Source organism: Frondihabitans sucicola, assembly GCF_030296615.1.
GTDB classification, from domain to species: domain Bacteria; phylum Actinomycetota; class Actinomycetes; order Actinomycetales; family Microbacteriaceae; genus Frondihabitans; species Frondihabitans sucicola.
Genome location: NZ_AP027732.1, coordinates 2,753,224 through 2,779,787, shown reverse-complemented (window position 1 = coordinate 2,779,787; position 26,564 = coordinate 2,753,224). Strand labels below are relative to the sequence as shown.

The following is a 26,564-nucleotide window of genomic DNA, read 5'->3' as shown; positions in this document are numbered from 1 at the left end:
ACGCTCTCCGGCGGGGTGGATGGGGCGGAGTGAACGGCGAGGTCCCTATGACGACGAGCGGCCGTGGATGAGCTCGACGATGACGGCTCGGTGCGTTCGATACGACGTCACGACCGAGTAACCGTCGGCTTCCAGTGACGAACGCCCGTAGGTGTCGACGTGCCCCGGGGTCGCGAGCTCGATGAGCCACACGGTCGAGTGGCCGGCGAAGCGACCGGCCGCGACGGCCTGCGGCACGGTGAGGGTTTCGTCGTGCCACGTCGGTGCCCGGTCGAACGGGACCTTCAGCGTGACGTCGGCGAGTCCGCGGAATCCGTCTGGGTAGGTCCGGTAGGCCAGGCGAGGCCGGCGCGACGGGCGGGTGGAGTCGTCGAAGACGACCGCCTGCCCGGCTCGGGCGTGGGCTCCGACGGTCGCGCTGATCTCGGCCCAGTCGCTCTGGTTCTTCGCGTAGGGCGTGCGCTGCGCCAGATACGTGGGCAGGCAGAGGGCGAGGACGAGGGCGAGAGCGGCGACACCGAAGCCGACTCGACGCCGTGCCAGGCGGTCGATGCCGATTCCCAGGGCGAGCGCGGCGGCCGGGGCCGACATCGAGAGATAGCGGCCCGAGAAGTCGGCGACGATCGCCGTCGAGAGGAGCAGCAGGACGCCGGGCACGAACAGCCAGGCGAACACGGTCAGTTCGAGAGACGGCCCGGATGCCCTCGGGGTTCGGAGGCCCTTCCGGATCCAGGCCGCCGCAGCGACCGCGATCAGAGCCCAGGCGGGAAGGGCGATCCACCAGGAGGTGAACCACAGACCGACGGTCAGCGCCTCGAAGCCGGTCGTGTTCCTCGTGGCGAGGAAGGCGACCTGCGAGCGCTCGAGGACGGAGAGCACCAGGACGGGCGTGGCGACGATCAGGGCGGCGCCCGTGCTTGCGGCCCAGCGCCGCCAGGTGGAACGGGACGCACGAGCCGAGAGCAGGACGATGGCGTGGACGACCACGAAGAGCCCGAGGTAGAGGAAGGTGTAGATCCCGAGCGTGAGCAGCGCACCGTAGGCGATCCAGCGGATCCTGCTGCCGCGTCCTCCGACGAGGTCGATCAGGAGCACCAGGAGCCAGGACGCGATCGCGGCGTCGAACGCGTACGCGCGGGTCTCCTCGCCCATGTACGTGACACGGGGGAGCAAGCAGTACACGATGCCTGCGAAGAGGGCCGTGCGGGGCCCGGCGAGCCGCTCGGCCAGGCGCACCACGGCGACGGCTCCGAGACCCACGGCGATCGCCGACGGGAAGCGGACGGCGAATGGGCTGGTGCCGAAGACGTCCACCCAGAAGTGCAGCCCGAGGTAGTAGGTGCCGTGCACGGCGTCGACGTGGCCGAGCATCCGGAACAGCGAGGGGAGAGAACGCTGCGCCGACAGGACGCTGGCCGCTTCGTCGCCCCAGAGCGACGGGATCCAGGATCCCAGGAGCGCGAGGACCATCGCGGCCGCACCGATCAGCCAGGCCGTGCGGCGCGCGCCGCCGTCGACGCCGGCGACCGCGCGGGCGACCCCGGGTGTCCTGCCGGTGGCAGTCAGGTCGTCAACACTCATCGCATCTCCTCGCGTGGACGTGACCCACGAGAGGAGTTCACCGGCCGGGCGCGAAGAAACCTCTAAGAATGCCTAGCGCGAGCGCGCTCCTCGCGCTCCTCGTCCTTTCGGTCGATCCCGCGAGTCGGGCCGCTGCCTAGAATCGCGACCATGACAAGCGCAGTCGCCACGAGTTTCCGACGCCCGGGGGCGAGTTTCTGGCTCTCCACGCGCCGCGTCGCGGTCGCCCTCGCCGCAGGGGTGATCGCCTTCGCCGTGGTCAGAGGATACGAACTCACGGCTCTCGAGCAGGCCGGAACCGCCACCGATCACCTGGGCGGCTTCGTCGCTCTCGATCTGCTGCTCGGCATCGTCGCGATCGGGCTCGTCCCGCTGCGGCGCCGAGCACCGCTGCCGATCACCATCGTCATCGGCTGCCTCGCATCGTTCTCCGTGATGGCGATCGGCGCGCTCGGGATCGCCGTGGTCTCCCTGTCGACCAGGCGGAGACGAGGCGAGATCGCGACCGCCGGGCTGATCATCCTGGTCTCGTCGCTGGTCGGCGATCTGGTCGTGGCCGATCCTGCCGACGACACCCCGCTCTGGCAGGTGGCGATCGCCTCGGCAGCCGGCCTCGTGATCCTCGTCCTCGCGGGCTTGAACATCGGCGGCCGACGCGAGCTCGTCGACTCGCTGCGGGAACGTTCCGAGCGTCTGGTCGCAGAGCAGGCCCTTCGCCTCGAACAGGCCCGGTCGGGCGAACGGATCCGAATCGCGCGCGAGATGCACGACGTCCTGGCGCACCGACTGTCGCTCGTCGCACTGCACTCGGGGGCCCTCGCCTACCGCGACGACCTCTCCCGCGACCAGACCGCCGAGACGGCCGCGGTCGTGAGAGACAACGCCCACCTCGCCCTGACCGAGCTGCGCGACGTCCTGGGAGTCCTTCGCGACCCGGGCTCTTCCGACACTCTGGTCTCGGCGACGACGCCGCAACCGACGCTGGCCGTGCTCGACGGACTCTTCTCGGAGAACCTCGAGGCCGGCGCGGTGATCGACAGCACGGTGCGACCGGAGGTCGCCCAGGCGCTCGACACGCTGTCTCCGGTCCAGAGCCGTCACGCGTTCCGCATCCTCCAGGAAGCCCTGACGAACGCGCGCAAGCACGCGCCCAGAGCGGTCGTGACCGTCGTTCTCGGCGGCACTCCGGGCGAGCGGCTCGAGATCGTGGTGCAGAATCCCGTCACGGAACCCGGCGATCCGTGGCAACCGGGGCACGGTCTCGTCGGTCTCGCCGAGCGAGTGCGCCTGGCCGGGGGCGACTCGACGAGCAGGATCGACGACGGCAGGTTCACAGTGAGGGCATGGCTGCCGTGGACGGTGTGATCCGGGTCGTCCTCATCGACGACGAGCCGCTCGTCCGGGTCGGGCTCCGACTGGTGCTCGGGGGAGACACCTCGATCGAGGTCGTGGGAGAAGCGTCCGACGGCATCGACGGAGTGGCACTCGTCGCCCGGACTGATCCCGACGTCGCCCTGGTCGACATCAGGATGCCGCGTCTCGACGGTCTCGAGGCGACCCGACGCATCCTCGCTCGCGATCCCGCGCAGAAGGTCATCGTCCTGACGACCTTCGACACCGACGACGCCGTGGTCACGGCTCTCCAGCTCGGCGCATCGGGATTCCTCCTCAAAGACACTCCGCCCGCCGAACTGGTCGAGGCCGTCCGTCTCGTCGCAGGCGGGCGGCCGATGCTCTCGCCGGCGGTCACCGCGAAACTGATCGAGGTCGTCACCTCGCACCCGGACGCCTCAGCGCGATCGGGTGCTCGCGCGCGTCTCGACACGCTGACGGATCGAGAGCGCGCGGTGGCGGTCGAACTGGCCAGAGGCCGCAGCAACGGCGAGATCGCGCGCACGCTCTCGGTGAGCGTCGCGACGGTCAAGACGCACCTCGGCCGTGTCTTCGACAAGCTCGACGCGAGCAACCGGGTCCAGGTGGCGCTGGTCCTCCGCGACGCCGGCATCCGCTGAGCGCCGGCGACTCCGTCCGCCTCGACCTGCCCCTCCCGACCGACCGCGAGAACCTTGCGGCTGCCGGCGGCCGCGACTAGTCTGACGGCTATCGGCACCGAGTGCCGAAACTGAGCAATGGCCGCTCATCCCCATCGATGGCGGACGTACTCACCATCGAGAGGATGAAAAATGGGAAAGCTCGAGGGCAAGGTCGCCTTCATCACCGGCGCGGCACGCGGACAGGGCAGGAGCCACGCGCTCCGGCTCGCTCAGGAAGGCGCCGACATCATCGGCGTCGACCTCGCGAGCCAGATCGACACGGTGCCCTATCCGATGTCGACACCGGAAGATCTGGACGAGACGGTGAAGCAGATCGAGGCGCTCGATCGACGCATCGTCGCCATCCAGGCGGACGTACGCGACTACGGCGCGCTGGTCGACGCGGCCGCCAAAGGCGTCGCCGAACTGGGACCGATCGACATCATCCTGGCCAACGCCGGCATCGCACCGCAGGGCGGGACGGGTGACGACGGCCAGACGTTCCGCGACGTCGTCGAGACGAACCTCTTCGGCGTCTACAACACCGTGAAGGCGGCCGTGCCGTCGATGATCGAGAAGGGTCAGGGGGCGCCATCGTCCTGACCAGCTCGACGCAGGGCCTGAGCGGTGCGGGCGGTGACGGGACGGGAGCCACGAGCGGCTACACGGCGGCCAAGCACGGTGTCGTCGGTCTCATGCGCACGTTCGCGAACTGGCTCGCACCGCAGAACATCCGGGTCAACACGGTGCACCCGACGGGTGTGAACACGCCGATGGTGATGAACGACGCGATGCAGAAGTACCTGGCGGACAACCCCGGGATGAGCGACGCCCTGAAGAATCTGCTGCCGGTCGAGATCGTTCAGCCGATCGACATCTCCAACGCCATCGCCTGGCTCGTCAGCGACGAGGCCCGGTACGTCACCGGCGTCACCCTTCCGGTCGACGCAGGGTTCACCGCCCGCTGATCCAGCCGGAGCCGTGCCGTCTCGTGTCGAGCCACGCTCGATCGAGGCGGCCCGGCGCGAGGTCGGCGAATGTCACGGAACGCTGAGTGCAGTCGATGATTCGGCCGGGAGCCGTTGCCGGTGCCCGGGCAAGAGAGCACAGTGGCGCCACCCGCCACAGTCGACGCCCGAATCGAAAAGTGTCTGCCCGCGGTGAGAAGCGGGCCGTGCAAAGGAGTTCCCCATGGAATCGCGCCGCGTCACCGCCGTCGAGGTCAACACCCACGGCTACGTCACCCGTCTCTGCAACGAGGCGGCCGACTGGTCCCCGCAGCGAGCCGCCGACGTCATCCCCGACTTGGAGTGCGGCACGTTCGCCTACCACGTCGACCGCGCCGGCGAGCACCTCCCCGTGGTCATCGCCCACGACGCCGGGGGCGCGTTCCTCACCACGCGCGGTGGCAGCACAGTCATGAACGGTCTTCTCACCCTGCCGCGCGCCGTCCGCTCCTGAGTCTCCCGGAACGCCTCCTCGTCGCGGCATCCCCGGAGGCCGGAGACAGAAGGGCGAGCGTGCGCGAAGCAGACCGGTCAGCCGAGTGTGCTCCGCACCACGCGATCGAGCGCGTGCACGAGCAGACCGACCGACTCGACGTCGACCCGTTCGTCGGTGCTGTGCAGCAGGCGACGGAAGTCGGCGTGCTTCCAGCCGGGCGAGAGCAGGCCGAAGCCGTACGCGGGGATCCCGCGCTCCCGGAAGTAGCGGCTGTCGGAACCCCCGGGGGCGATGACCGGGACGGCTGAAGCGCCCGGATACGCGGCCGCGACCGCCTCGCCGAGCGCGCGGTACAGGACCGTGTCGCGCGACGAACGCGCCGCCGGGTTGTCGCTGATCCTGCTGATCCGGATGCGGTCGGCGAGCGGGCCGAGCGCCTCGGCGACGTGCTGGTCGACGTCGTCGGGGAGAAGCCGGGAAGGGTCCGGATGTCGAGTTCGACCTCGGCGCGCGCCGGGATCACATTGATCGCGTCGCCGCCGCGGAAGACGTCCGGCGAGACGGTCGTGTGCGTCACGGCATGGGCCAGACCGGCGAGTGGTCCGAGTCGATCGAGGGCGCCGTCGATCGTGGCGGGATCCACCAGGGCCTCGGCGAGCCCCGGCTCGACTCCCAGGGCGGCCACGTACTGCGGCCAGAGCTCGTCGACGACGGGCGCGATCGGATGCGCCGCGATCCTGCCGACCGCTTCGGCCGCGGTGATCACCGCGTTGCTGGACCGCCACGGCGTCGAGGCGTGGCCGGGATGCCCCGAGACGTCGAGCCGCCTGGTCGAGATGCCCTTCTCGCCGACGGTCACGGTCACTCCGAGCACGGCACCGTCGACGCTGAGGGGCACGCCGCCCGACTCGCTCAGGACGGCGTCTGCGGCGACGAGCTCCGGCCGGTTCTCCACGAGCCAGCGGGCACCCAGACGACCGCCCGCCTCTTCGTCGGCGACTGCGGCGAACACCAGGTCGCCGCGGAGCCGGGTGCCACTCGCCGCGAGGTTCCGCAGCACGGCGGCGTACGACGCGGTGAGGTGGAGCATGTCGAGGGCGCCTCGTCCCCACACCACGCCATCGATCAGCTCGGCGCCGAAGGGGTCGTGCTGCCAGCCGGGAGCGACCGGCACGACGTCCGTGTGTCCGAGCAGGAGGAGCGCCGGCGCATCGGGATCGGTGCCCGCGAGTCGCGCGACGAGGGAGGTGCGACCGGGGTGGGGTTCGACGATCTCCCACGACAGCCCCGAGCCGTGGAAGAACCGCTCGAGCGTGGCGACGCTCCGGTGTTCCTGGCCCGAGTCGGGGCTGCCGTCGTTGACGCAGGCGTTCGTGATCAGTTCGCGGAGGAGGCCCACCGTCGCGGAGGTCACATCGTCGTCGAGGTTCATACCTCCGACCCTAGGGCGTGGCCCACCCGTCGCTCCTCCAACGCGTCCGGATGCCCGCGCTTCGCGCCCCTACCGCCTGAGCGCGCGCCGCGCGAGGTGGTTGCCGACGAACTGGCCGAGCTGCACCAGCACGACGATGGCTGCGACCGTGATCCACACGACGACCCAGTTGCTGCGCTGCGAGCCGTAGGTGATCGCGAAGTCGCCGAGGCCGCCACCGCCGTTCAAACCCGCCTGCGCGGACATGTCGACGATCCCCACGAAGATGAACGAGTAGCCCAGGATCAAGGGGCCGAGACCCTCGGGGATCAGCACCGTGAAGATGATGCGGCCCGGTCCGGCTCCGACGGCTCGAGCCGCTTCGATCACACCCGGCTCGATCCCGACGAGGCTCTGCTCGACGATGCGCGACACCGCGAACGCGGCCGCGAGCGACAGGGCGAACGCCGCCGCCTGCGGACCGATGGTCGTGCCGATCACCGCGCGGGTGAGCGGGAAGATCGCGGTGCTGAAGATGACGAACGGGATCGGGCGCACGATGTTCACGACCACGTTGAGCACGGTGAAGACGCCGCGGTTGCCCAGCAGATTCCCGGGCCGATAGACGTAGAGCGCGATCCCCAGCGCGAGGCCGAGGAGCCCCGCCACGATCAACGAGGCGAAGACCATGAAGAGCGTCTGCCAGATCGCCGTCACGAAGACGTCGGTGTTGGAGAGGAAGAAGTCCATCAGCTCTCCTCGTTCCAGGTCAGGGAATGCTCGGTGAGGGCGGCGAGGGCGGCGTCGATCCGCTCGTCCGGCCCCGAGAGCTCATAGGTCAGCGCGCCGATCGCGCGCTCCTGCAGTTCGCTGATCCCGCCGAACACGAGCTCCGCGTCGACACCGGCTTCCAGGAAGATCGTCGTGACCACGCCGATGAAGTTCTTGATCTCGGCGACCTGGATCGTCGCGATCCTGCCCGGGTGATTCTGCCGAAGGCGAGCCAGCGTCTCGGCGGAGGGGCGATCCTGCAGCACCGACCGCACGAACTTCGCCGCAGCGGCCGTGGACGGTGCGGAGAAGACGTCGTACACGTCCCCCTGCTCGACGACCCGCCCCTCGTCCATGACGACGACGCGATCGGCGATGGCGCGGATCGCGTCCATCTCGTGGGTGATCACGACCACCGTCACGCCGAGGTCGCGGTTGATGCGGCGCAGGAGCGCGAGCACGTCCGCGGTCGTCTCGGGGTCGAGCGCACTCGTCGCTTCGTCGGCGAGCAGGATCCTCGGGTTCGTCGCGAGGGCCCGCGCGATGCCGACGCGCTGCTTCTGCCCGCCCGAGAGCTGCTCGGGGTAGCTGTAGGCGCGATCGAGGAGGCCGACGAAGTCGAGGATCTCCGCCGTGCGGGCGTCCCGCTCGGCGCGGCCGAGGCCGGCGACGCGGAGCGGGAACGCCACGTTGCCGGCCACGGTGCGCGAACGGAACAGGTTGAACTGCTGGAAGATCATCCCGATGCCCTGCCGCACCTGGCGGAGGCGGCTCTCGGGAAGCGCCGTCAGCTCGTCGTCCCCGACGAACACCTTCCCCGACGTCGGCAGCTCGAGGGCGTTGATCAGGCGCACGAGCGTCGATTTGCCGGCACCGGAGTAGCCGATGACGCCGAGGATCTCGCCCTCGCGGACCTCGAGGCTGACGTCGTCGACGGCGACTCGCGTGCCCGCGGGTGTCGTGTACGACTTCGAGACGCGCTCCAGCCTCACCAGGGGCGGCCCGGCGGCGTGTGGCGCGCTGATGCTGCTCGTCACTTGGCGGCAGCAGCCTTGGCGTCCTTCTCGACCTGCGCGAGCTCCTTCTGGAGGTCGGCGGCCGAGGTGGAGCGGAAGACGGCGGTTCCGGCGTTGGCGGCCTGGACGCCCTTCTCGACGCTGGCGGTGTGGTAGAGCTTCGCGAGCTTCAGGTAGAGGGCGTTGTCGTCGTCCTTCTTCTTGGCGACGAAGACGTTCACGTACGGCGCGGCGCTGGCCGACGACGGGTCGTCCTTGAAGATGGCGTCCGACTTCGACAGGCCTCCGGTGGTCGCGTAGTTCTGGTTGACGATCGCAGCGGCGACCGAACCAGCTTTGAGGGCGCCCGCGGTCTGGGAGGCGTCGATCGGAGTCACGTCGACCGAGTGGGTCTCGATGTCGGCGGCCGTCGAGAAGGCGTTGCCGCCGCCCTTCAGGGTGATGAGCTTCGCCGACTGCAGGATCAGCAGACCGCGGGCTTCGTTCACGGCGTCGTTCGGGATCGCGACCTTCGCACCACTGGGGATCTTCGACGCGTCGTCGTACTTCGTCGAGTAGAGCGGGAGCGGGTAGACCGCGGTGGCGCCGATCGGCTGCAGGTCATCGCTGTTCGTGACGTTGTAGTTGGCCAGGTACTGGATGTGCTGGAACTCGTTCAGGTCGGTCTGGCCCTGACTCAGAGCCGGGTTGGGCAGGCTGTAATCGGTGAAGTTGACCAGCTTGATGGTGACGCCGAGCTTGTCCTTGGCGAGCTTCGTGTAGGTCTTCCAGTACGGCTCGGCCTTGTCGGCGACGCCGATGGACACGGTCTTGGCGGCTGCGGCGGACGAGGAGCCCCGGTTCGAGACGACCAAGATCACGACGACGATCGCGATCACGACGATGGCGGCGATGATGCCGATCAGGAGGCCGGGGCCTCGTTTCGCTCGCTGGGGGAGCTGCGGTGCGCTGCTGGACATGGTGCCTCTTTCGTGGATCGGCAGGGGGAGCTGTGTGCGGCGCGTTGGCCACGAACGAAGAGCCTGACAGTCCGCGGCCGCTGAGTCGAAAAGCATTTCTCCGCGTTACCTGACGCGGAAGCAGGACGACCCTCGGCACGACGAAGCGGGCCCCGAGCGTCGCGGCAGCGACACTCGGGGCCCGCCGGGTGAGGAAGGGGGTCAGCCGACGAGGTCCTCGTAGAGCACCGTCGAGAGGTACCGCTCGCCGTAGCTCGCCACGATGACGACGATCGTCTTGCCGGCGTTCTCGGGGCGGCCCGCGAGTTCGAGGGCGGCGTGGACGGTCGCACCCGACGAGATTCCGGCCAGGATGCCCTCCTCGGTGGCGAGTCGCCGAGCGACCCTGACCGAGGTGGCGATGTCGACGTCGATGATCTCGTCGTAGATCTCGCGGTCGAGGATCGCCGGCACGAAGTTCGCACCGATACCCGCGATCTTGTGCGGGCCGGGAGCACCGCCGTTGAGGATCGGCGATTCGGCCGGCTCGACACCGACGACCTTCACCTCCGGCTTCTGCTCTTTGAGGTAACGGCCGGTGCCGGTGATCGTGCCGCCGGTGCCGATGCCCGACACGAAGATGTCGACGGCGCCGTCGGTGTCGTTCCAGACCTCGGGACCCGTGGTCTTGTAGTGGATCGCCGGGTTCGCCTCGTTCTCGAACTGCAGAGCCGCAACGGCACCGGGCGTCGCCTCCACGATTCGAGCCGCTTCGTCGACCGCCCCCTTCATGCCGGCCGGGCCGGGCGTCAGCACCAGTTCGGCGCCGTAGGCGCGCAGGAGCAGCTTGCGCTCGTTGCTCATCGTCTCGGGCATGGTCAGGATCACCTTGTAGCCGCGGGCGGCTCCGACCGCGGCGAGGGCGATGCCGGTGTTGCCGCTGGTGCCCTCCACGATGGTGCCGCCGGGCTTCAGCACGCCGGCGGCCTCGGCGGCGTCGACGATGGCGACGCCGAGGCGGTCCTTCACGCTTGCGGACGGGTTGTAGAACTCGAGCTTCGCCAGGACGGTCGCGCCGAGCCCCTCGGCCACGCGATTGAGTCGGACCAGAGGCGTCTTGCCGAAGGCCTCGGTGATGTCGTCGTAGATCGTGCCGGTCATGCGGCCACCTCGTTCAGTTTGCCGGTCGCGACGTCGAAGACGAAGCCGCGGACGTTGTCTTTCAGGGGGATGAACGGGTTCGACTTTATCCGGTGGATCGACTGCGTGACATCGGCGTCGGCATCCGGGAACGCTTCGGCCGCCCAGGCGGGGCGGAGTCCCGTGTCGTCCTGAATGGATTGCTTGAACGCGTCGTCGGTGAAGGTGACCATGCCGCAGTCGGTGTGGTGGATCAAGATGATCTCCTGTGTGCCGAGAAGGCGCTGGCTGATGGCGAGGGAGCGGATCTCGTCCTCGGTGATGACACCGCCTGCGTTCCGGATGACGTGGGCTTCGCCCTCGTTCAGACCGAGGATGCGGTAGACGTCCAGGCGTGCGTCCATACACGCCACCACGGCCACGCGCTTCGACGGCGGGAGCGGGAGAGGCCCTTCGAACGTGGCCGCGTAGGCCTCGTTGTTCTTCAGCAGATCGTCGGTGACTGACATTCGCTTACTCCAGGTTCGGGTGTAACACGGGTTGTGGTGGGCACAGCCTGGCCCGCGAACCTTCGCACCGGCCCCGCGTGACGAAATACGTCGTCGTCGCGCGAGCAGGCGGCAGAGCGCACCGACCCGGCGGCGAAACGACCGGCGAAGACGGCGCGGGGACGGACTCAGGCACGCAAGCCGTCGACGACGAAGTCGAGGAGCCGCCCGGTCTGAGATGTATCGACTCCGCGCGACGAGGAGTAGTAGATCCCGAGCAGCAGGGCGGTCACGTCGTCGGGATCGACCCCCGCACGGAAGTCTCCGGAGCGGACGCCGGCGTCGAGCAGGGCGCCGATGCTGGCCGTGACCCGCGTTCGCGTCGTCGGGCTGGCAATCCGGCCCGATGCCCAGCCCGCACGCAGAGTGTCGAGCATGCCGCGCTTGGCGGTGACGAACCCCGCGTAGCGATCCATCCAGGCGCGAAGGGCCACGACCGGGGGATGCTGACCGAGCAGAACGGCGACGCTCTCGGTGATGTCGTCGAGCTCGGCCGCGTAGACGGCTTCGACGAGCGATTCGCGAGTGGGGAAGTGGCGATAGAGAGTGCCGATTCCTAGCCCGGCCTCGCGGGCGATGGCCTCGAGCGCGACAGTCGGGTCGGGCCCGGCGAAAGCAGCCCGGGCGACTGCCACGAGGGTGTCGCGGTTACGCTGCGCGTCGGCTCTCAGCGGCTTCGCCGATGCTGCAGTGTCGGGGGACACTTCCGCGGACTCCAAACCGGAGGTACCTCCGTTAATGCTACGGTCTTCAGAACGGAGGATCCTCCGCTTTCCCATTCTGACACAGGGAGCAGTCACAATGACCCCACCTTCGACGACCGGGCTCTTCGCCGGCCACACCGTCGAGCGCGTCGGCTTCGGCGCCATGCAGCTCGAACGTCTTCGTGACGACCGCCCGGCAGCGCTCGCGCTGGTCCGTCGAGCCGTCGAGCTCGGCGTGAACCACTTCGACACAGCCGAGTTCTACGGCAACGGTTTCGTCAACGGCGTCCTTCGCGAAGCTCTGGCCGACGTGCCCGACGCCGTGATCGTGAGCAAGGTGGGCGCCGATCCGGATCCCGACGGCCCCGTTCCGCTCACGTCCGCCCAGCGACCGGAGCAACTCCGCGCCAGCGTGGAGGACAATCTGCGCTCCCTGGGGACGGAAAGCATCCCGATCGTCAATCTCCGCCGGCTCGACACCCCACTCGGCGTCCAGGCCGTCGGCGATCAGATCGTCGACATCGACGACCAGCTCGCCGTCATGACCGCTCTCCGCGACGAAGGCAAGATCGGGGCGATCGGCGTCAGCAGCCTCTCTCGAAACGCTCCGCCGCGCTCTGCCGGCGGGCATCGTCGGCGTGCAGAACGCCTACAACCTCGCCTTCCGCGACGACGAGGAACTCCTGCGGCTGAGCGAGGCGGAAGGTCTCGCCTGGGTGCCCTACTTCCCGCTCGGGAGCGCCTTCGACGGGCTTCCGAAGGTCACCGACGAGGCGATCGTGCAAGACGTCGCGGCAGAACTCGACGCCACTCCGTCGCAGATCGGTCTGGCCTGGCTGCTGGCGCACTCGCCGAACGTCCTGCTCATCCCCGGGACCGCGGATCCTGCCCACCTGGAGGCCAACGTCGCAGCCGGACGAATCGTCCTCGACGCCGAGACACTGGCCCGCCTCGACTCCGTCCCGAGCCGGAGCGTCAGCGGCATGTTCGGCGGCGGCGCCGCGCACCAGGCCGACTGAACGGGCAGAGTGGGGGAATGACGAACCCCGCAGCACGAGCGATCGCCGACCTTCCGCTCAAAGAGATGGAGGCGTCGCTGCTGCGATCGGCGATCCTGAGAGCCGTCGACGACCTCGAGCTCGACCGCGCGGCCTTCGGCGAAGCCATCGACGTCGCCTCGTACGTGCACCGGGATCAGACGCGCAAGCAGCGGGGCGGGATGCCGCTCGTCCACTACATCGAACATCCGCTGCGGAACACCCTGCGCGCCCTCCGCTACGGGGTGGCCGATCCGGGCACCCTGCTCGCGGTGATCCTGCACGACACCGTCGAGGACGGCGCTCTCGAGATGGCCGCCGTCCTCGCGGACCGTCCTGCGGCCACCGAGGAGCAGGCTCGCGAAACGGCCCTCGGATTCCTCCGCGAGCGGTTCGGTGCGGCGGTCGCCGAGACCGTCCTGGGGCTCTCCAATCCGCTGCTCGACGACGAGCTCTCCCGCGCGGCGAAGAACCGCGCGTACGTCGAGCACGTCGGCGAGGCGATCCGGTCGGCCCCGGTGCTCGTCGCCAAGTTCGTCGACTTCGCCGACAACGCGCTGTCGCTGCACCACGCCGACTCGGCCTTCGCCCAGCGACAGGCGAAGAAGTACCTGCCGCTGGTGGCGCTGTTCGAGGAGCGCCTCGGCGACCCTGACGTCACGGCGCTCGTCGGCGCCGACGCGGTCGCCCGCATGCGAGAGGCCCTCGACGGCAACCGGCTCCGCGAGTTGGCGGCGCCGCCCGTCTGATCCCGTGCGATCCGCAGCGAATCAGTCGCGCGGCATGCGGAGCGCCGCCAGCGGCCCTCCCTCGAGCGGAGCGGTCGCCCAGCGCGAGACGAAGGACCGCTCGTCGGCGTCGAAGGTCAGGTGCAGGCGGTGTGGGGTCTCGAGGAAGACGAGGTCGACGCGGCCTTCCCCGCCCGAGACCGCGAACGCGTCGCTCACAGCCCACTCGCCCTGCCCGACGGGCACCGTCAGCGTGTCATCGCCCTCGACGAGCCGAAGGCTCCAGCTCTCGCCGTCGACGGACAGGGTCGCTTCGGTCAGCGACGGGACGTCGTTTCCTCGGGCCGCCGAGAACGACCCCGCGAACACGCCGGCGGACGGCGCAGGCAGGGGCGGAAGCCCGAGACCCCGGAGCCTGCTGGCGAGCGCGGCGTCGGAGCCCGTCTCGCCGGTGCGGTCCACCGCGGGCAGGAGGTGCGTCCACGCGGCGTCGAGCACGGCCTGCATGTCGATGCTCTGGCCGGTCATGGCGATCACCATGTCGTGCTCGGGCAGGACGACGCAGAATTGCCCGTACGCGCCGTCACCCCGGTACCCGTGCCGGGCGATCCAGAACTGGAATCCGTAGCCCTGCTGCCAGTCCGGGTTCTCCCACGACGAGTTGTCGATGTGCGGCACCGTCGCCTCGTCGACCCAGCCGGAGGGCAGCAGCTGCTCACCGGCCCAGACACCCTTCTGAAGGTAGAGCTGGCCGAGCTTCGCCACCGCCGAGGTCGGCGCGTGGAATCCGGTGAACCCCAGCTGACGACCCGAGCGATCCCGCTGCCAGCCCACCTCTCCGATGCCGAGCGGGTCGAACAACCGGGGCCGCAGGTAGTCGGTCAGCGACTGCCCGGAGGCCCGCTGCACGATCGCGCCCAGGGTGAAGGTGCAGGGCTGGTTGTAACAGAACAGGGTTCCCGGCTCTTCGTCCGGCGGGATCGACAGGAAGCCGCGCACGAGATCGACCGGATCGATCGTGTAGGCGCGAGCCACGGTCTCCTCGCGGTGGCCGCTCGCCATCGCGAGGAGGTGCCGCACGCGGATCCGTCGACTCCTCTCGTCGGTGATGTCGTCGTCGAGTTCCGGGAAGTGACTGATGATCGTGTCGTCGAGCCCGAGCAATCCCTCGGACACGGCGAACCCGACGGCGGTCGACGTGAAGCTCTTGCTGAGCGAGTACAGCAGGTGCACGCGCTCCGGAGCGTAGGGCGCCCACCACCCTCCGCAGCGATCCGCCCGTGGCGCAGGATCATGAGACTGTGGGGCTCGACATCGGCCGTCGTCTCGAGGGCGGTCACGAACGCATCGATGCCCGAGGCGTCGAGCCCCGAATCGGTCGGCGTGCTGAGCGGAAGCGTCTGCGCTGAATCGATCACGCACCCACCCTACGCACGCGCCTCCCGGCACTGCTCACCCCTTCACCGCACCGGCCGCGATGTTGGCGATGAAGTGCCGCGAGCCGATGAGGAACACGCCGATCAGCGGCAGCACACTCATCAACGCGCCGGCCATGACCATGCCGTAGTCGGTGCCGTAGACGGAGTTGAGCTGTGACAGGGCGACCTGGAGTGTCTGCTGCTGCGGGTTGACCAGCACGATGAGCGGCCAGACGTAGTCGTTCCAGGCGCCGATGAAGGTGAAGATGCCGAGGAACGCCAGACCACCCCGCAGCAGCGGGATCGCGACCGTCCAGTAGGTGCGGAAGAACCCGGCGCCGTCCATCCGGGCCGACTCGATCAGCTCGTCGGGGATCGCGCCGGTGGCGAGCTGCCGGAGGAGGAAGATCCCGAACGCGTTGGCCGCCCCCGGCACGATGAGCGCCTGCAGCGACCCGACCCAGCCGAGGTGCGCCATGATCACGAAGTTCGGAACCAGCGAGAGCTGGGCCGGGATCATGAACGTGACGAGCAGGAGAGCGAACAGCGGCTTCTGCAGCGGAAATTTGTACTTGGCGAAGGTGAACGCCGCCAGCGAGTCGAAGAACATGACCAGGACCGCACAGGCCAGCGACACGATCAGAGTGTTCAGCAGCGCGCGGAGGAGGTCGATGTTGGCGAACACGTTGGCGATGTTCGCGAACAGGTGCGAGCCGAAGGTCAGCGTCGGCGGAAACCCGAAGATCGCCGCGGTCGTGTTGGTCGACATGACCACGAGCCAGTAGAAGGGAAAGATCGAGAGCAGAACTCCCAGGATCACGACGACCTGCGTCACCACGATCCCCACCACCTTCTTCGCCCGCGGATGCTCCGACGACTTGACGACGCCGGAGCGGCGCGGCGGCTGAAAGACGGTCTTTGCGGGTTCAGTGGTGAACACGGGTCCTCCTCATCGAGAAACGGCCGTTCTCGTTGCGTTCGCTGATGAGTCGCCAGTTGATGATGGCGAACACCCCCGAGATGATGAACAGAGCCCAGCCGATCGCCGATCCGTAGCCGAAGTCGAAGTTGGTGAAGGCCTGGTTGTACTGGTAGAGCACCATCGTCATGCCCGCCTCGTTGGGACCACCGGCGTCGCCGAGGAGCACCTGAGGCTCGGTGAAGAGCCCGAGGCCGCCGATGGTCGAGGTGATGACGGCGAAGAGGATGACGGGGCGGAGCAGAGGCATCGTGATCTGCGAGAAGATCCGCCACGCGGGAGCGCCGTCGACCTTCGCGGCGTCGTAGACGTCTTCGGAGATGGCCTGCAGCCCGGCCAGGAAGATGATCGCGTTGTAGCCGGTCCAGCGCCAGATCACCATCACGGAGATGGTCACCTTGATGCCCCAGTCCGACGTCAGCCACGGGACCGAGTCGAGGTGGAGCGCCGTCAGGGCGGAGTTGACGAGACCGAAGCTGTCGGAGAAGACCGAGCCGAACACGATCGCCATGGCGACCATCGACGTCACGTTGGGCAGGAAGAACGCGACTCGGTAGAGGCCCTTGAACCGGATGTTCTGATGCAGCGTGAACGCCAGCAGAAGGGCGAGGAAGAGCATGGGCACCGTCGAGAGGAACCAGATGATGAAGGTGTTGCCGACGGCGTTCCAGAACCGCGGGTCGCCCACCAGGTAGACGTACTGGCTGAGTCCGACCCAGGTCATCTTGCCGACGCCGTCCCAGTCGTGGAACGAGATGAACAACGAGAACAGGATGGGGAAGAGCCCGAAGACGGCGAACAGGAGATAGAACGGCGAAATGGCCAGGTACTGGGGCCAGAACCGCGAGAGCGCGGACCCCTTCTTGCGCGGCGCAGGATCTCCGGTGGCCGGCGGGCGCACCTCGACTCGTTCGGTTGCGACGGTCATGCGTCGATTCCCTTCTTGTTCAGCTGGCGCGTGGCCTGGGCCATCGCGTCGTCCCACGCCTTGTCCGGGTGCTTGCCCTGGGTCTCGACGTTGTAGAGCTCCGAAAGAAGACCGGTCGAGACGTAGCTCTCGTAGGGGCTGAAGAACGACTTCGGAACCTTCGCGGCGGCATCGGAGAAGAGGGTCAGGGTGTCCTGCTTGGCGAAGTACGGATCGCGGGCTGCGAGCACGGGGAATCGAACGACGCAGGCGTCGACGGGAAGATCTGCAGCTCCGTGTAGGAGGTGACCTGGTTCTGGGCGGACGTCAGCCAGGTCAGGAACTCGAAGGCCGCCTGGGGGTTCTTGGTCGACTTCGGAAGCGCGAGGAACGAGCCGCCGTTGTTGCCGTAGCCGCCAGGCACCTTCGCGGCGCCCCACTTGCCCGGGTCGTCGGGTGCGATGGCCTTGAGGGTCGACGACCACCAGCTTCCTCGAGGTTCGCCGGCGTCTTGCCGTTGTTGTACGAGGAGTTCTTCTCGGAATCCGTGAGCGCTTTCGCCGTGATCCCCGTCGTCGACGCCTTGACCGCGATGTCCCAGGCCTTGCGAACCGCGGACCCGTCCCGCTGGTAGAGCGCCTTGCCCTCGGGGGAGAAGTACCGCTCGACGCTGCAGGCCAGGACGGCTGTGAAGGCGACGTTGGAATTGGCGATGATGGACGCCTGCGCGTTCTTCTTCAGTTGCGCGCCGGCCTCGAGCCAGTGGTCCCAACTCGAGATCGTGGCAGAGACCTCGTCGGGATCGCTGGCCAGCCCGGCCTTCGCGAACACGTCGCGCCGGAACCAGAAGGCCATGGGCGCCGTGTCCATCGGCCAGAAGCAGAGCCGATCGGTGGGCGTGACCCCGAGGGACCACTTCCAGCCGAGGTAATCCGCCTTGTGATCCTGCGCTCCCAGGTCGTTCAGGTCGAGGAACTGGTCCTCGATCGGGAAGTACGACGAGACGTTCGAGTTGAGGGCCGTGACGTCCGGGATGAAGGCGCGCCCGGCCATGCTGGTGCGCAGCTTCACGTCGAAGTTGCCGCCGATGAGGTCGCTTCGTATTCGGCGCGTCGAACCCGGTATGTGGTTGCCGGCCGTCTTCAGCAGCTTCGTGCTGACGGCTCTCGGCCAGGACCACAGCGTCAAGACCTTCGGATCGGACGAGATCGATGCCGACGGTGCGCAGCCGGCGAGGCCGAGAGCCACCGCCGCTCCGCCGACGCCCGCAGAACCCGCCAAGAAGGCACGTCGAGACAGTTGTTCCATGTTTCCACCACTCTCTTCATTGAGAATTTCCGCCCCTGTGCGGAAAGTGCGTGAACGATCACGGTGGCTGCACTCTGTCATGCGATTTCCGTCGGTGTCAACGACGACTCTCGCGCCGACCGGTTGCTACAGTGCGGACATGAAGGCTGAGCGCGACCGAGCGAAACGACCTACGGTCATCGATGTCGCCCGTGTCGCCGGGGTGTCTCGACAGACGGTGACGCGGGCCATGAACGACATGGTGGGCATCAGTTCCACCACCCGGGAGCGCGTGCTCCAGGCCGCGAAAGAACTCCACTACCGGCCGAGCAGATTCGGGCGCGGCCTCGTCGTCGGGCACCGTCCCACCCTCGGCCTCGTGATCGAGGGGCTGACCAACCCGTACTTCCCCGAGCTGGCCGACGGCGTCGTCGAGGCGGCGTCCAGGGCGGGCTGGAACGTGCTCGTCACGGACGGCTCGCACGATTCGAGCAATCCGGTTCGCTTCCTGCGCGATCTCGCCGCTCAGGTCGACGCGATCATCGGCTACCTGCGCATCCCCGCGGTCGACTTCGACGACGTCTTCGGCGACCTCCCGGTCGTCCAGCTCGAGGATCAGCCGAGCCCGGGCAGCGCGGGGTGGTCGAGATCGACTTCGGGCCGGGCCTGGTCGCCGCCGTCGACCACCTTCTCGCCAGCGGGCGCCGACGGATCGTCATGATCGACGCGGCGGAGCCGCTGACGCCGTCCGCCCGGACGAGCGCCTACGTGGCTGCGATGGGGCTTCGCGGCCTCGACCCGCTGGTGGTGTTCGAGGGCGCCAAGGGCGAGCGCACGACGGAGGCCATCGCCGAAGCCCTCGAGCTCGCACCCGACGTCGACGCGCTGATCACCTTCAACGACCTGCGCGCGTTCGCGGTCATGAAGGCCGCTCAGAAGGCCGGGCTCGACGTGCCGGGGCGCTGCGCCGTGCTCGGGATCGACGGGCTGGCGATGGGCGTCGTGAGCACGCCCGAGCTGTCGAGCCTCGACCTCGACATCGCCGCGGTGGGGAGGATCGCGGTCGAGCTGGCGACCGGCATGCAGACCGGAGCGCTGCCGACGAGCGGCCCATCCGTGCACCGCGTGGTCAGCCACACGCTGCTCCTGCGCGAATCGGCCTGACGCAGGGGTTGATCGAGCCGGTACCAAGGCGCTAGCGTTGTCTTCGTGAACGTTCACGGCAAAGACGCAGTCAACACTTCCACCACGACCACCGGCACGGTGCTCGTCGACACGCTCCGCTGGGGCATCGCGGGGCCGGGCAGCATCGCTCGCCGGTTCGGCGGCCAGCTCCTCACCAGCGAGGTCGGCAGCCTGGCGGCGGTGGCGAGCCGCTCGCGCGAACGGGGCGAAGCCTTCGCGAACGAGTTCTCGCCGGAAGGGGCGCCCGCTGTCGTCTACGACTCGTACGACGAACTGTTCGCCGATCCTGGGATCGACGCCGTCTACATCGCGACCGTGCACACCGAACACGTCCGGCTCGCCATGCTCGCCATCGAGGCCGGCAAGCACGTCGTCTGCGAGAAGCCGCTGTCGATCGATCACGCCGGAGTGATGCGGCTCGTCGAGGCCGCGCGCGAGGCCGGCGTCTACCTCGCCGAGGGCTACATGTACCGCTTCCACCCGCAGATCGCCCGGTTCGCCGAGCTTCTCGAGTCCGAGACCATCGGACGGATCCAGCACATCGACGCATCGTTCGCCTTCGCGTCCGATCCCGCTCCCGACCACCGCCTCGCCGACCCGCAGCTCGCGGGCGGCGGCATCCTCGACGTCGGTGGCTACCCCGTGTCGATCGCGCGACTCGTCGCCGGGATCGCAGAGGGCCGGAGCTTCGCCTCCGGCACCGCGTTCGCCGAGCCCGTGTCACTGACGGCCGAGGGGACCCTCAGCGCGCAGGGAGTGGACGACTGGGCCGCAGCGTCGCTCGTCTTCGCCTCCGGCGTCACCGCGAACGTGCGGACCGGCATCCGCCTGCAAGATGACAACACCGTCACCGTGATCGGTTCGAAGGGCCGACTCGTGCTCCGCGACCCGTGGGTGCCGAGCGAGACCGACGGATCCGACATCGACGTCGACGTCGTGGGGGAGCCGGGCCGCACGATCCACATCGAGCCGGATCGCCAGTGGGGTCTCGAAGGCGACGCGGTCGCCCACAACGTCCGAGCCGGTCAGAGCCCGCAGATCACCTGGGCCGACAGCCTCGGCAACGCGGCCGTGCTCGACCGCTGGCGCGAGGCGATCGGTCTGCGCTACCCGTTCGAGGTCGAGACCGCCTTCGTCCCGACGGCCGACGGCCGACCGCTGAAGGTGCGCGGCGACTCGATCATGAAGTACGGCACGATCACCGGGATCGACAAGCGGGTCTCTCGACTCGTGCTGGGCTGCGACAACCAGCTGACCATCGGCCACGCGACGGCGATGTTCGACCACTTCACCGAACTCGGCGGCAACACGTTCGACACCGGGTACATCTACGGCAACGGCCTGATGGAGCGACTGCTCGGCCGCTGGATCGCGAACCGCGGTCTCCGCGACGACGTCGTCGTCATCGGCAAGGAGCGCACACCCCGCACTGCGATCCCGAGTCGATCACGCGGCAGCTCGGCGAGACCCTCGACCGCCTGCAGACCGACCACCTCGACCTGTATCTGATGCACCGCGACAACCCGGCCATCCCGGTCGGCGAGTTCGTCGACGTCCTCGACGAGCACGCGCGCGCCGGCCGCATCCGCGCTTTCGGCGGGTCGAACTGGACCATCGCGCGCTACCAGGAGGCGCTCGACTACGCGGCCGCCAACGGCAAGCAGGCGTTCTCGGCGCTGAGCGACCACTTCGGGCTCGCCCGGGCGCTCGACGTGCCGTGGGCCGGCTGCGAGCACGTCACCGCACCGGCCGACCGCGAGTGGCTCGAGCGCACCGGCACGGCGCTGCTGCCGTGGTCGTCCCAGGCGCGAGGCTTCTTCGTCCGAGCCGATCCCGCCGACCTGTCCGACGCCGAGCTGGTCCGCTGCTACTACAGCGACGACAACTTCGAGCGTCTCGATCGAGCGCGTTCGCTCGCCTCCTCGCTCGGCGTCGCGCCGACGGCGGTCGCTCTCGCCTACGTGCTGGCGCAGTCCTTCCCGACCTTCGCGCTCTTCGGGCCCCGCAGCCTCGAAGAGACCAGGACCTCGATGGCCGGTCTTTCGATCGATCTCACCCCCGAGCAGGTGCGCTGGCTCGATCTGCGCGACTAAAACGCCGCTCCGCTTCGACCCACGGGGCACGACGGGCGACGGCGGGACCTCGAGACGGCGGCCTCCGGCGACGGCGTTCCGGCCGGCGAGCGGGCGGCGCCGCCTCGCCGTTGCTGTCGCAGCCGTGGCCCTCGTCGTCCGACCCGCGGGGTCTCGCTCTCGCGACCGAGCGTGATCCTGCCGGACTAGCGCTTGTTGCCCGTGAGCAGGAGCACGCCGCTGAGCCCGATCATCATGCCGCCACCGATGCCCTTCATTCGACCGAGGCGACGCGGCGACGTCGCGAACCACGTGCGCGCGGTCCCGGCGATCAGGGCCCAGGTGCCGTCCGATGCGAAGGCGACGACCGTGAAGACGAGCCCGAGGACGAGCATCTGCACCGGGATCATGCCCCGGTCGTAGCTGACGAACTGCGGCAGCACGGCGACGAAGAAGACGATGGTCTTGGGGTTCGTGATCCCGACCAGGAATCCCTGCAGCACGATCCGTCGCGAGGTCGCGGGGGCGGGCGCCGCGACGGCTGTTCCCTCGTTCCGGTGCCGGATCGTCTGGATCCCCAGGTAGGCCAGGTAGGCGGCGCCCGCGATCTTCACGATCGAGAAGATCAGGATCGACTCGGACACGATCGTTCCGACGCCGAGGGCCACCGCCGTGATGAGCGGGATCCCGCCGAGCTCGTTGCCGAGCACGCTGAGCAGCCCGCCACGGCGGCCGAGCGAGATCGAACGCCCGATCACGAAGAGCACGCTCGGTCCCGGGATGATGATGATCGCGAAGGCGGCGAGCGCGAAGGCGAGAGTGTTGGTCAGCGGGGGCACGAGCCAACCCTAGGACGTCGACGCTGCCTCGCGACAGCGCCGGTAAGCGCCGCGTGAGCGCCGTGTAAGCGCCCGGCCGCAGGATCATCTCACGCACCGCAAGTGCGTCACTCACCTTCGAAAGGAAATCATGAGCACCTCGAGCGACTGGGCCGTCGAGGCCCACGGGCTTGTCAAGGTCTTCGGCGAGAACCGGGCCGTGGACGGTGTCGACCTGAACGTCCGGGCCGGCACCGTCTACGGGGTTCTCGGGCCGAACGGCGCAGGCAAGTCGACCGTCATCAGCATGCTGGCCACGCTGATGCGTCCTGACGGCGGCGAGGCCCGCGTCTTCGGCCACGACGTCGTCAAGGAGGCGCAGGTCGTCCGCCAGCTGATCGGCGTCACCGCGCAGTTCGCGTCGGTCGACGAGAAGCTGTCGGCGACCGAGAACCTCGTCATCTTCTCCCGCCTCCTCGGGCTCTCCCGGTCCGACGCGCGGCGAAAGAGCACCGAGCTCCTCGAGGAGTTCGGCCTCACCGAGGCGGCCAAGCGTCCGCTGTCGAAGTTCTCCGGCGGCATGCGGCGCAGGCTCGACCTGGCCGCGAGCCTCATCGCGCAGCCGCCGCTGATCTTCCTCGACGAGCCGACCACGGGCCTCGACCCGCGCACGCGGTCGCAGATGTGGGACACCATCCGGCGCCTCGTCTCGTCCGGCTCGACCGTCCTGTTGACCACCCAGTACCTCGAAGAGGCCGACCAGCTGGCCGACCGCGTCGCCGTCATCGATTCCGGCCGGGTCGTCGCGGAGGGGACCGCCGACGAGCTCAAGGCGTCGGTGGGGGAGTCGTCCCTCCAACTGCGACTCGCCGATGCGAGCGACGCGCAGGATGCCCGGCGCGCCATCCAGGACGTCCTGGGCGTCGAGGCGGCCCTCTCCCCGGAGGCGGGCAGGATCACGGCGCCGATGACCAACCCCGACAAGGTGACCGACCTGCTGATCACCTTCCGCGAGGCGGGTATCCGCCTGACCGAGATGAGCGTCCAGAAGCCGACGCTCGACGAGGTCTTCCTCACCCTCACCGGACACGGCGTCGACACCGACTCCTCGTCCACCGCACAGAAAGAGACGGTCTCGGCATGAGCACCGCAACCATCGCCGCGGGCAGCACCCGCCGGCTGAAGAATCACGTCACCCTCGGGCAGACGATCCGTCACTCCTTCACCATGGCCTACCGAGGTCTGCTCAAGGTGCGTCGCACTCCGGAGCAGCTGATCGACGTGACGATCCAGCCGATCCTGTTCACCCTGATGTTCACCTACCTCTTCGGCGGCGCGATCGCCGGGAGCGTCTCGAGCTATCTGCCCGTCATCATCCCCGGCATCCTGGTCCAGACGGTGATCACGGGGTCGGTCACGACCGGCGTGCAGCTCCGGGAGGACATGGACAAGGGGTGTTCGACCGATTCAAGTCGCTGCCGATCGCACGGATCGCACCGCTTGCCGGCGCACTCCTCGCCGACACGATCCGCTACGCCATCGCGACCACGCTCACCCTGGTGATGGGCGTCATCCTCGGCTGGCGGCCGGGCGGCGGTTTCGGCTTCGTGGTCGTGTCAGGCCTGCTCGTCATCGTCTGCGCGTGGTCGCTCAGCTGGATCTTCGCCTTCTTCGGGGTCGTCGCGCGCAGTGCCTCGAGCGTGCAGGGCATCTCGTTCATCATCCTGTTCCCGCTGACGTTCCTCTCGAACGCCTTCGTCCCGACGAAGAGCCTGCCCTCGTGGCTGGCCTGGTTCGCCGACGTCAACCCGGTCTCGCACATCGTCTCGGGGGTCCGGGCCCTGGCCAACACCGGGGCGTGGACGTCGGACGTGTGGCTGGCCCTGCTCGGCGCCGCGGTCGTCGTCGCGATCTTCGCGCCGCTGACGGTTCGCGCCTACATGCGCAAGGCCTAGCCTCGCGAGTGACGTGGTGCTCTCGTCCGCGGACGAGAGCACCACGTTCGCCGCGAGGGTTTCGCGCTGTCAGAAGAGCAGGATGAATCCCAGCACGGCGCTCACGGCCGACAGGATCGCCAGCACCAGCGCCGGCGTGTACGACTCGCGGCGGCGCTGGTGCAGCACGATCGCGAAGATCATCGTCACGAAGAGGCCGACCGCGGCGAGCGGAGTCAGCGCCGTGGCGACGCCGGTCAGGCGAGGCAGGATCAGGCCCACCGCTCCGACGATCTCGACGACGCCGATGCCCTTGACGGTCTTCGGCTGGAACCCGGCCGCCCAGGTCAGGCCGCGTCCGACCAGGGCATCGGTCGGCTGCGTGGCCTTCATGATGCCGGACGCCAGGAACGCGACGGCGAGAACGATGTTCAGGATCCAGAGGACGGTCGTCATGCCTGAATCCTAGGGCGCTACCGGGCTGTGCGAGCCGCAGCGGCCTCCTCCTGCCGCTGCTGCTCGGCACCGGACGCGATCGGCGCGCGCACGTGTTCTGGCGCGAATCCGAACGACTCGACGAGGTCGAGCGCGTGAGGGCGGAGCCGAGGCAGCAGGCGATCGTCGATGTAGTCGGTGATGGCGACGGCGCGCTGCCCCGAGAGCCGCCCGTGGATGAGGTACCAGGCGAGCTGCTTCTCGATGAGGGTCAGGCCGAAGAGGTCTCGCAACCAGGTGAGCACCCGACGCGTCGGCGCGTCCGGGACACCGGCCAGGGCTGCGGTGAACGCCTCCCACTGCAGCAGTTCGGCGTGAGCGCGCGCGGCCTCGATCAGGTCGTTCTGGTTCGCGTCGAACAGCGCGGCCGCGTCCTCGGCCGAGGCGTGAGCCGCGGGGCGAAGCCGGGACGCGATCTCGGCGACCATGGTCTCGACCCGGCCGGTGAGCAGCGTGCGCTGGGTCTCCTCGTCCCGGACGTGCCCGACGGCTCGTCCGGTGGAACCGAGGTCGGTGACGGTCTGCGCGAGCCGGCGGAGCCCCGATCGATCGACCGAGGCCTGTCCGACCTGTCCGGCGACCAGACCCGCGACGGTTCGGGCGTCCGCGCCCTTGAACTTCTTCGAGTAGTCGCCGAGGAGTCGCTTCGCGACGAGTTGCAGCAGAACGGTGTTGTCGCCCTCGAAGGTGGCGTAGACGTCGAGGTCGGCGCGGAGCTGCGTCAGGCGGTTCTCGGCCAGGAAGCCGGCGCCGCCGCACGCCTCACGGGACTCCTGCAGGATGTCGAGCGCCGCCCAGGTGCTCAGGGCCTTGAAGCCGGCCGCGAGGGTCTCGAGATCCTGCCGGTCCGCGTCGGTGTCGTGCGAACCCGAGAAGACGCCGTCGAACGCGGCGAGGAGGGTCTCGTGCGCGAACGACATGGCGTAGGTCGTCGCCAGGCGGGGCAGGAGCCGGCGCTGGTGACGCTGATAGTCGAGGATCACTTCTTCGCGCTTCGGGTCGGCTGCGGTGAACTGGCGGCGCTGCGAGCCGTAGGTGATGGCGATCTTCAGAGCCAGCTTGGACGCGACGACCGCGGAGCCGTCGAGGGACACGCGCCCCTGCACGAGGGTGCCGATCATCGTGAAGAAGCGACGCCCCTTGCTCGCGATCGGCGACGAGTAGGTGCCGTCGGCCGCGACGTCGCCGTACCGGTTGAGCAGGTTGGTCCGCGGGATCCGGACCCCGTCGAAGTGAAGCCGACCGTTGTCGATCCCGTTCAGCCCGCCCTTGAGGCCGTCGTCTTCGCCGCCGACGCCGGGAAGGAACCCGTCGTCGTCACGGATCGGCACGTAGAACGCGTGCACCCCTGGCCGACGCCGAGGGTGAACAGCTGGGCGAAGACCACGGCGGCGCGGCCGTGCACCGCCGCGTTGCCCAGGTAGTCCTTCCAGGCGGCGCGGAAGGGTGTCGAGATGACGAACTCCTCTGTGGCCGGATCGTAGGTCGCGGTCGTTCCGATGGAGGCCACGTCGGAGCCGTGCCCGGTCTCGGTCATGGCGAAGGCCCCCGGCACCTCGAGGCTCATGATCCCCGGCAGGAAGGTGTCGTGGTGGTACTCGGTGCCGAGGTGCAGGACGGCCGATCCGAACAGCCCCCACTGCACGCCGGCCTTGATCTGGAGGGACGGGTCGGCGGTGACGATCTCTTCGAACGCGGCGACGTTGCCCCCGTGGTCGTCGTGACCGCCGAGGTGGCTCGGGAAGGCGCGCAGAACCGCGCCCCGATCGAGCAGCAGACCGAGCTGCCCGAAGACGCGCTCGCGCTGCTCGGGCAGGCTCAGATCGGCCTGCCGGTGGAAGGCGTCGTCGCGCATCAGGTCGCGCGAGTGGCGTCGGGCGTCTGCCCAGCGGCCGAGGAGGTGTTCGCCGAGCCAGGCTACATCGATGCGCTCGGCGACGGCCGGCGCGGTGTCGTGGGACGACGCGGTGTCGTGGGACGACGTGGGGCGGGTGGACGTGGAGCCCTCGAGACGGGTCATCAGCGCTGATTCTTTCCGGTGGTGCGAACGAGAACGGGGTGGAGCTCCTCACGGTACGACTGCGCGTGCGCCGCCTGAAATCGGTCGTGGACCAACCAC

The 26,564-nt window shown here is 68.7% G+C and carries 27 protein-coding genes and 3 pseudogenes; 14 read left to right on the top strand and 16 right to left on the bottom strand.

Annotation, left to right across the window (positions count from 1 at the left end; translation table 11 throughout):
* Window positions 1-45: 45 nt before the first annotated feature.
* Window positions 46-1,581, bottom strand: coding sequence for a glycosyltransferase family 39 protein (locus QUE79_RS14335; RefSeq protein ID WP_286343687.1), 1,536 nt, complete (start codon window positions 1,579-1,581; stop codon window positions 46-48).
* 150 nt (window positions 1,582-1,731) lie between these two features.
* Between QUE79_RS14335 and QUE79_RS14330 the strand changes: the two genes are divergently transcribed.
* The 5 genes from QUE79_RS14330 to QUE79_RS14310 all read left to right on the top strand — a co-directional run bounded on the left by QUE79_RS14330 (window position 1,732) and on the right by QUE79_RS14310 (window position 5,075).
* Window positions 1,732-2,946: a sensor histidine kinase gene (locus QUE79_RS14330; RefSeq protein WP_286343686.1), complete on the top strand. Its 1,215-nt coding sequence runs from the start codon at window positions 1,732-1,734 to the stop codon at window positions 2,944-2,946.
* Window positions 2,925-3,593, top strand: coding sequence for a response regulator (locus QUE79_RS14325; RefSeq protein ID WP_286343685.1), 669 nt, complete (start codon window positions 2,925-2,927; stop codon window positions 3,591-3,593). Before QUE79_RS14330 ends, QUE79_RS14325 begins: the two co-directional genes overlap by 22 nt.
* A gap of 171 nt (window positions 3,594-3,764) precedes the next feature.
* The gene (locus QUE79_RS14320) at window positions 3,765-4,217 is read left to right on the top strand and encodes an SDR family NAD(P)-dependent oxidoreductase (RefSeq protein WP_286343684.1); all 453 of its coding nucleotides are present in this window, start codon (window positions 3,765-3,767) and stop codon (window positions 4,215-4,217) included.
* Complete coding sequence (locus QUE79_RS14315; protein ID WP_350271708.1) at window positions 4,208-4,582, top strand: SDR family oxidoreductase; 375 nt, start codon at window positions 4,208-4,210, stop codon at window positions 4,580-4,582. The genes QUE79_RS14320 and QUE79_RS14315 overlap by 10 nt, the downstream gene beginning before the upstream one ends.
* Window positions 4,583-4,805: 223 nt before the next feature.
* Window positions 4,806-5,075: a hypothetical protein gene (locus QUE79_RS14310; protein WP_286343683.1), complete on the top strand. Its 270-nt coding sequence runs from the start codon at window positions 4,806-4,808 to the stop codon at window positions 5,073-5,075.
* On the opposite strand, the gene QUE79_RS14305 is transcribed toward QUE79_RS14310, so the two are convergent.
* The 7 genes from QUE79_RS14305 to QUE79_RS14275 form a co-directional block, all read right to left on the bottom strand.
* Window positions 5,047-6,489, bottom strand: a complete 1,443-nt coding sequence (locus QUE79_RS14305) for a M20/M25/M40 family metallo-hydrolase (RefSeq protein WP_286343682.1) — start codon at window positions 6,487-6,489, stop codon at window positions 5,047-5,049. The two genes, QUE79_RS14310 and QUE79_RS14305, sit on opposite strands and share 29 nt — an antisense overlap.
* Window positions 6,490-6,558: 69 nt before the next feature.
* Window positions 6,559-7,218: a methionine ABC transporter permease gene (locus QUE79_RS14300; protein WP_286343681.1), complete on the bottom strand. Its 660-nt coding sequence runs from the start codon at window positions 7,216-7,218 to the stop codon at window positions 6,559-6,561.
* Complete coding sequence (locus tag QUE79_RS14295) at window positions 7,218-8,276, bottom strand: methionine ABC transporter ATP-binding protein (protein ID WP_434011004.1); 1,059 nt, start codon at window positions 8,274-8,276, stop codon at window positions 7,218-7,220. Before QUE79_RS14295 ends, QUE79_RS14300 begins: the two co-directional genes overlap by 1 nt.
* Window positions 8,273-9,214, bottom strand: a complete 942-nt coding sequence (locus tag QUE79_RS14290) for a MetQ/NlpA family ABC transporter substrate-binding protein (RefSeq protein WP_286343680.1) — start codon at window positions 9,212-9,214, stop codon at window positions 8,273-8,275. The genes QUE79_RS14295 and QUE79_RS14290 overlap by 4 nt, the downstream gene beginning before the upstream one ends.
* 201 nt (window positions 9,215-9,415) lie before the next feature.
* Window positions 9,416-10,354, bottom strand: a complete 939-nt coding sequence (gene cysK / locus QUE79_RS14285) for a cysteine synthase A (protein WP_286343679.1) — start codon at window positions 10,352-10,354, stop codon at window positions 9,416-9,418.
* A complete protein-coding gene (locus tag QUE79_RS14280) occupies window positions 10,351-10,842 on the bottom strand; it encodes a beta-class carbonic anhydrase (protein WP_286343678.1) in 492 nt (163 codons plus the stop codon). Before QUE79_RS14280 ends, cysK begins: the two co-directional genes overlap by 4 nt.
* A gap of 167 nt (window positions 10,843-11,009) precedes the next feature.
* Entirely contained in the window at window positions 11,010-11,585 is a 576-nt protein-coding gene (locus QUE79_RS14275; RefSeq protein WP_286343677.1) for a TetR/AcrR family transcriptional regulator, read from the bottom strand.
* A 34-nt stretch (window positions 11,586-11,619) separates the two neighbouring features.
* On the opposite strand from QUE79_RS14275, the pseudogene QUE79_RS14270 reads away from it, so the two are divergent.
* The 3 genes and pseudogenes from QUE79_RS14270 to QUE79_RS14260 all read left to right on the top strand — a co-directional run.
* Window positions 11,620-12,117: pseudogene (locus QUE79_RS14270) on the top strand (aldo/keto reductase); the annotation flags it as partial.
* A 106-nt stretch (window positions 12,118-12,223) separates the two neighbouring features.
* Window positions 12,224-12,604: an aldo/keto reductase gene (locus QUE79_RS14265; protein WP_286346729.1), complete on the top strand. Its 381-nt coding sequence runs from the start codon at window positions 12,224-12,226 to the stop codon at window positions 12,602-12,604.
* Between the two features lie 17 nt (window positions 12,605-12,621).
* The gene (locus QUE79_RS14260) at window positions 12,622-13,371 is read left to right on the top strand and encodes a hypothetical protein (protein WP_286346868.1); all 750 of its coding nucleotides are present in this window, start codon (window positions 12,622-12,624) and stop codon (window positions 13,369-13,371) included.
* Between the two features lie 21 nt (window positions 13,372-13,392).
* Here the strand turns inward: QUE79_RS14260 and QUE79_RS14255 are convergent, their stop codons facing one another.
* The 5 genes from QUE79_RS14255 to QUE79_RS25625 all read right to left on the bottom strand — a co-directional run bounded on the left by QUE79_RS14255 (window position 13,393) and on the right by QUE79_RS25625 (window position 17,570).
* Window positions 13,393-14,583 (bottom strand): serine hydrolase domain-containing protein, encoded by a 1,191-nt coding sequence (locus QUE79_RS14255; RefSeq protein WP_286343676.1) that lies wholly within the window; start codon window positions 14,581-14,583, stop codon window positions 13,393-13,395.
* 219 nt (window positions 14,584-14,802) lie between these two features.
* On the bottom strand, window positions 14,803-15,708 hold the full coding sequence (locus QUE79_RS14250; RefSeq protein ID WP_286343675.1) for a carbohydrate ABC transporter permease: 906 nt from the start codon (window positions 15,706-15,708) through the stop codon (window positions 14,803-14,805).
* Window positions 15,695-16,675: a carbohydrate ABC transporter permease gene (locus QUE79_RS14245; protein WP_286343674.1), complete on the bottom strand. Its 981-nt coding sequence runs from the start codon at window positions 16,673-16,675 to the stop codon at window positions 15,695-15,697. The genes QUE79_RS14250 and QUE79_RS14245 overlap by 14 nt, the downstream gene beginning before the upstream one ends.
* Window positions 16,672-16,905 carry a hypothetical protein gene (locus tag QUE79_RS14240; RefSeq protein ID WP_286343673.1) on the bottom strand — a complete coding sequence of 78 codons (234 nt, stop codon included), beginning with the start codon at window positions 16,903-16,905 and terminating at the stop codon, window positions 16,672-16,674. The genes QUE79_RS14245 and QUE79_RS14240 overlap by 4 nt, the downstream gene beginning before the upstream one ends.
* Complete coding sequence (locus QUE79_RS25625; protein WP_350271549.1) at window positions 16,860-17,570, bottom strand: extracellular solute-binding protein; 711 nt, start codon at window positions 17,568-17,570, stop codon at window positions 16,860-16,862. The genes QUE79_RS14240 and QUE79_RS25625 overlap by 46 nt, the downstream gene beginning before the upstream one ends.
* A 531-nt stretch (window positions 17,571-18,101) precedes the next feature.
* Here QUE79_RS25625 and QUE79_RS14230 point away from each other — a divergent pair.
* From QUE79_RS14230 to QUE79_RS26340, 4 genes are read left to right on the top strand one after another with little or no spacing between them, the layout of a single operon-like run.
* Window positions 18,102-18,662 (top strand): LacI family DNA-binding transcriptional regulator, encoded by a 561-nt coding sequence (locus QUE79_RS14230; protein WP_286343671.1) that lies wholly within the window; start codon window positions 18,102-18,104, stop codon window positions 18,660-18,662.
* Entirely contained in the window at window positions 18,659-19,105 is a 447-nt protein-coding gene (locus QUE79_RS14225; RefSeq protein ID WP_286343670.1) for a substrate-binding domain-containing protein, read from the top strand. The genes QUE79_RS14230 and QUE79_RS14225 overlap by 4 nt, the downstream gene beginning before the upstream one ends.
* A 45-nt stretch (window positions 19,106-19,150) precedes the next feature.
* Entirely contained in the window at window positions 19,151-20,635 is a 1,485-nt protein-coding gene (locus QUE79_RS14220) for a Gfo/Idh/MocA family protein (protein WP_491018481.1), read from the top strand.
* Window positions 20,572-21,219 carry an aldo/keto reductase gene (locus QUE79_RS26340; protein WP_491018491.1) on the top strand — a complete coding sequence of 216 codons (648 nt, stop codon included), beginning with the start codon at window positions 20,572-20,574 and terminating at the stop codon, window positions 21,217-21,219. Before QUE79_RS14220 ends, QUE79_RS26340 begins: the two co-directional genes overlap by 64 nt.
* 185 nt (window positions 21,220-21,404) lie before the next feature.
* On the opposite strand, the gene QUE79_RS14215 is transcribed toward QUE79_RS26340, so the two are convergent.
* Entirely contained in the window at window positions 21,405-22,037 is a 633-nt protein-coding gene (locus QUE79_RS14215; protein WP_286343669.1) for a LysE family translocator, read from the bottom strand.
* A gap of 130 nt (window positions 22,038-22,167) precedes the next feature.
* Between QUE79_RS14215 and QUE79_RS14210 the strand changes: the two genes are divergently transcribed.
* Window positions 22,168-23,160 carry an ATP-binding cassette domain-containing protein gene (locus tag QUE79_RS14210; protein WP_286343668.1) on the top strand — a complete coding sequence of 331 codons (993 nt, stop codon included), beginning with the start codon at window positions 22,168-22,170 and terminating at the stop codon, window positions 23,158-23,160.
* A pseudogene (locus tag QUE79_RS14205) lies at window positions 23,157-23,971 on the top strand (ABC transporter permease). Before QUE79_RS14210 ends, QUE79_RS14205 begins: the two are co-directional and overlap by 4 nt.
* A gap of 69 nt (window positions 23,972-24,040) precedes the next feature.
* Here the strand turns inward: QUE79_RS14205 and QUE79_RS14200 are convergent.
* Both QUE79_RS14200 and QUE79_RS14195 read right to left on the bottom strand, forming a co-directional pair.
* Window positions 24,041-24,406: a DoxX family protein gene (locus QUE79_RS14200; RefSeq protein ID WP_286343667.1), complete on the bottom strand. Its 366-nt coding sequence runs from the start codon at window positions 24,404-24,406 to the stop codon at window positions 24,041-24,043.
* Window positions 24,407-24,423: 17 nt separating this feature from the next.
* Window positions 24,424-26,465: pseudogene (locus tag QUE79_RS14195) on the bottom strand (acyl-CoA dehydrogenase family protein).
* Window positions 26,466-26,564: the final 99 nt, after the last annotated feature.

Coding starts and splice junctions, on each gene's coding strand:
- QUE79_RS14330 (WP_286343686.1), top strand. CDS start 1,732: ATGACAAGCGCAGTCGCCACGAGTTTCCGACGCCCGGGGGCGAGTTTC.
- QUE79_RS14260 (WP_286346868.1), top strand. CDS start 12,622: ATGACGAACCCCGCAGCACGAGCGATCGCCGACCTTCCGCTCAAAGAG.
- QUE79_RS14225 (WP_286343670.1), top strand. CDS start 18,659: ATGATCGACGCGGCGGAGCCGCTGACGCCGTCCGCCCGGACGAGCGCC.
- QUE79_RS14210 (WP_286343668.1), top strand. CDS start 22,168: ATGAGCACCTCGAGCGACTGGGCCGTCGAGGCCCACGGGCTTGTCAAG.
- QUE79_RS14230 (WP_286343671.1), top strand. CDS start 18,102: ATGAAGGCTGAGCGCGACCGAGCGAAACGACCTACGGTCATCGATGTC.
- QUE79_RS14305 (WP_286343682.1), bottom strand. CDS start 6,489: ATGAACCTCGACGACGATGTGACCTCCGCGACGGTGGGCCTCCTCCGC.
- QUE79_RS14280 (WP_286343678.1), bottom strand. CDS start 10,842: ATGTCAGTCACCGACGATCTGCTGAAGAACAACGAGGCCTACGCGGCC.
- QUE79_RS14310 (WP_286343683.1), top strand. CDS start 4,806: ATGGAATCGCGCCGCGTCACCGCCGTCGAGGTCAACACCCACGGCTAC.
- QUE79_RS14325 (WP_286343685.1), top strand. CDS start 2,925: ATGGCTGCCGTGGACGGTGTGATCCGGGTCGTCCTCATCGACGACGAG.
- QUE79_RS14200 (WP_286343667.1), bottom strand. CDS start 24,406: ATGACGACCGTCCTCTGGATCCTGAACATCGTTCTCGCCGTCGCGTTC.
- QUE79_RS14320 (WP_286343684.1), top strand. CDS start 3,765: ATGGGAAAGCTCGAGGGCAAGGTCGCCTTCATCACCGGCGCGGCACGC.
- QUE79_RS14335 (WP_286343687.1), bottom strand. CDS start 1,581: ATGAGTGTTGACGACCTGACTGCCACCGGCAGGACACCCGGGGTCGCC.
- cysK (WP_286343679.1), bottom strand. CDS start 10,354: ATGACCGGCACGATCTACGACGACATCACCGAGGCCTTCGGCAAGACG.
- QUE79_RS14300 (WP_286343681.1), bottom strand. CDS start 7,218: ATGGACTTCTTCCTCTCCAACACCGACGTCTTCGTGACGGCGATCTGG.
- QUE79_RS14245 (WP_286343674.1), bottom strand. CDS start 16,675: ATGACCGTCGCAACCGAACGAGTCGAGGTGCGCCCGCCGGCCACCGGA.
- QUE79_RS14290 (WP_286343680.1), bottom strand. CDS start 9,214: ATGTCCAGCAGCGCACCGCAGCTCCCCCAGCGAGCGAAACGAGGCCCC.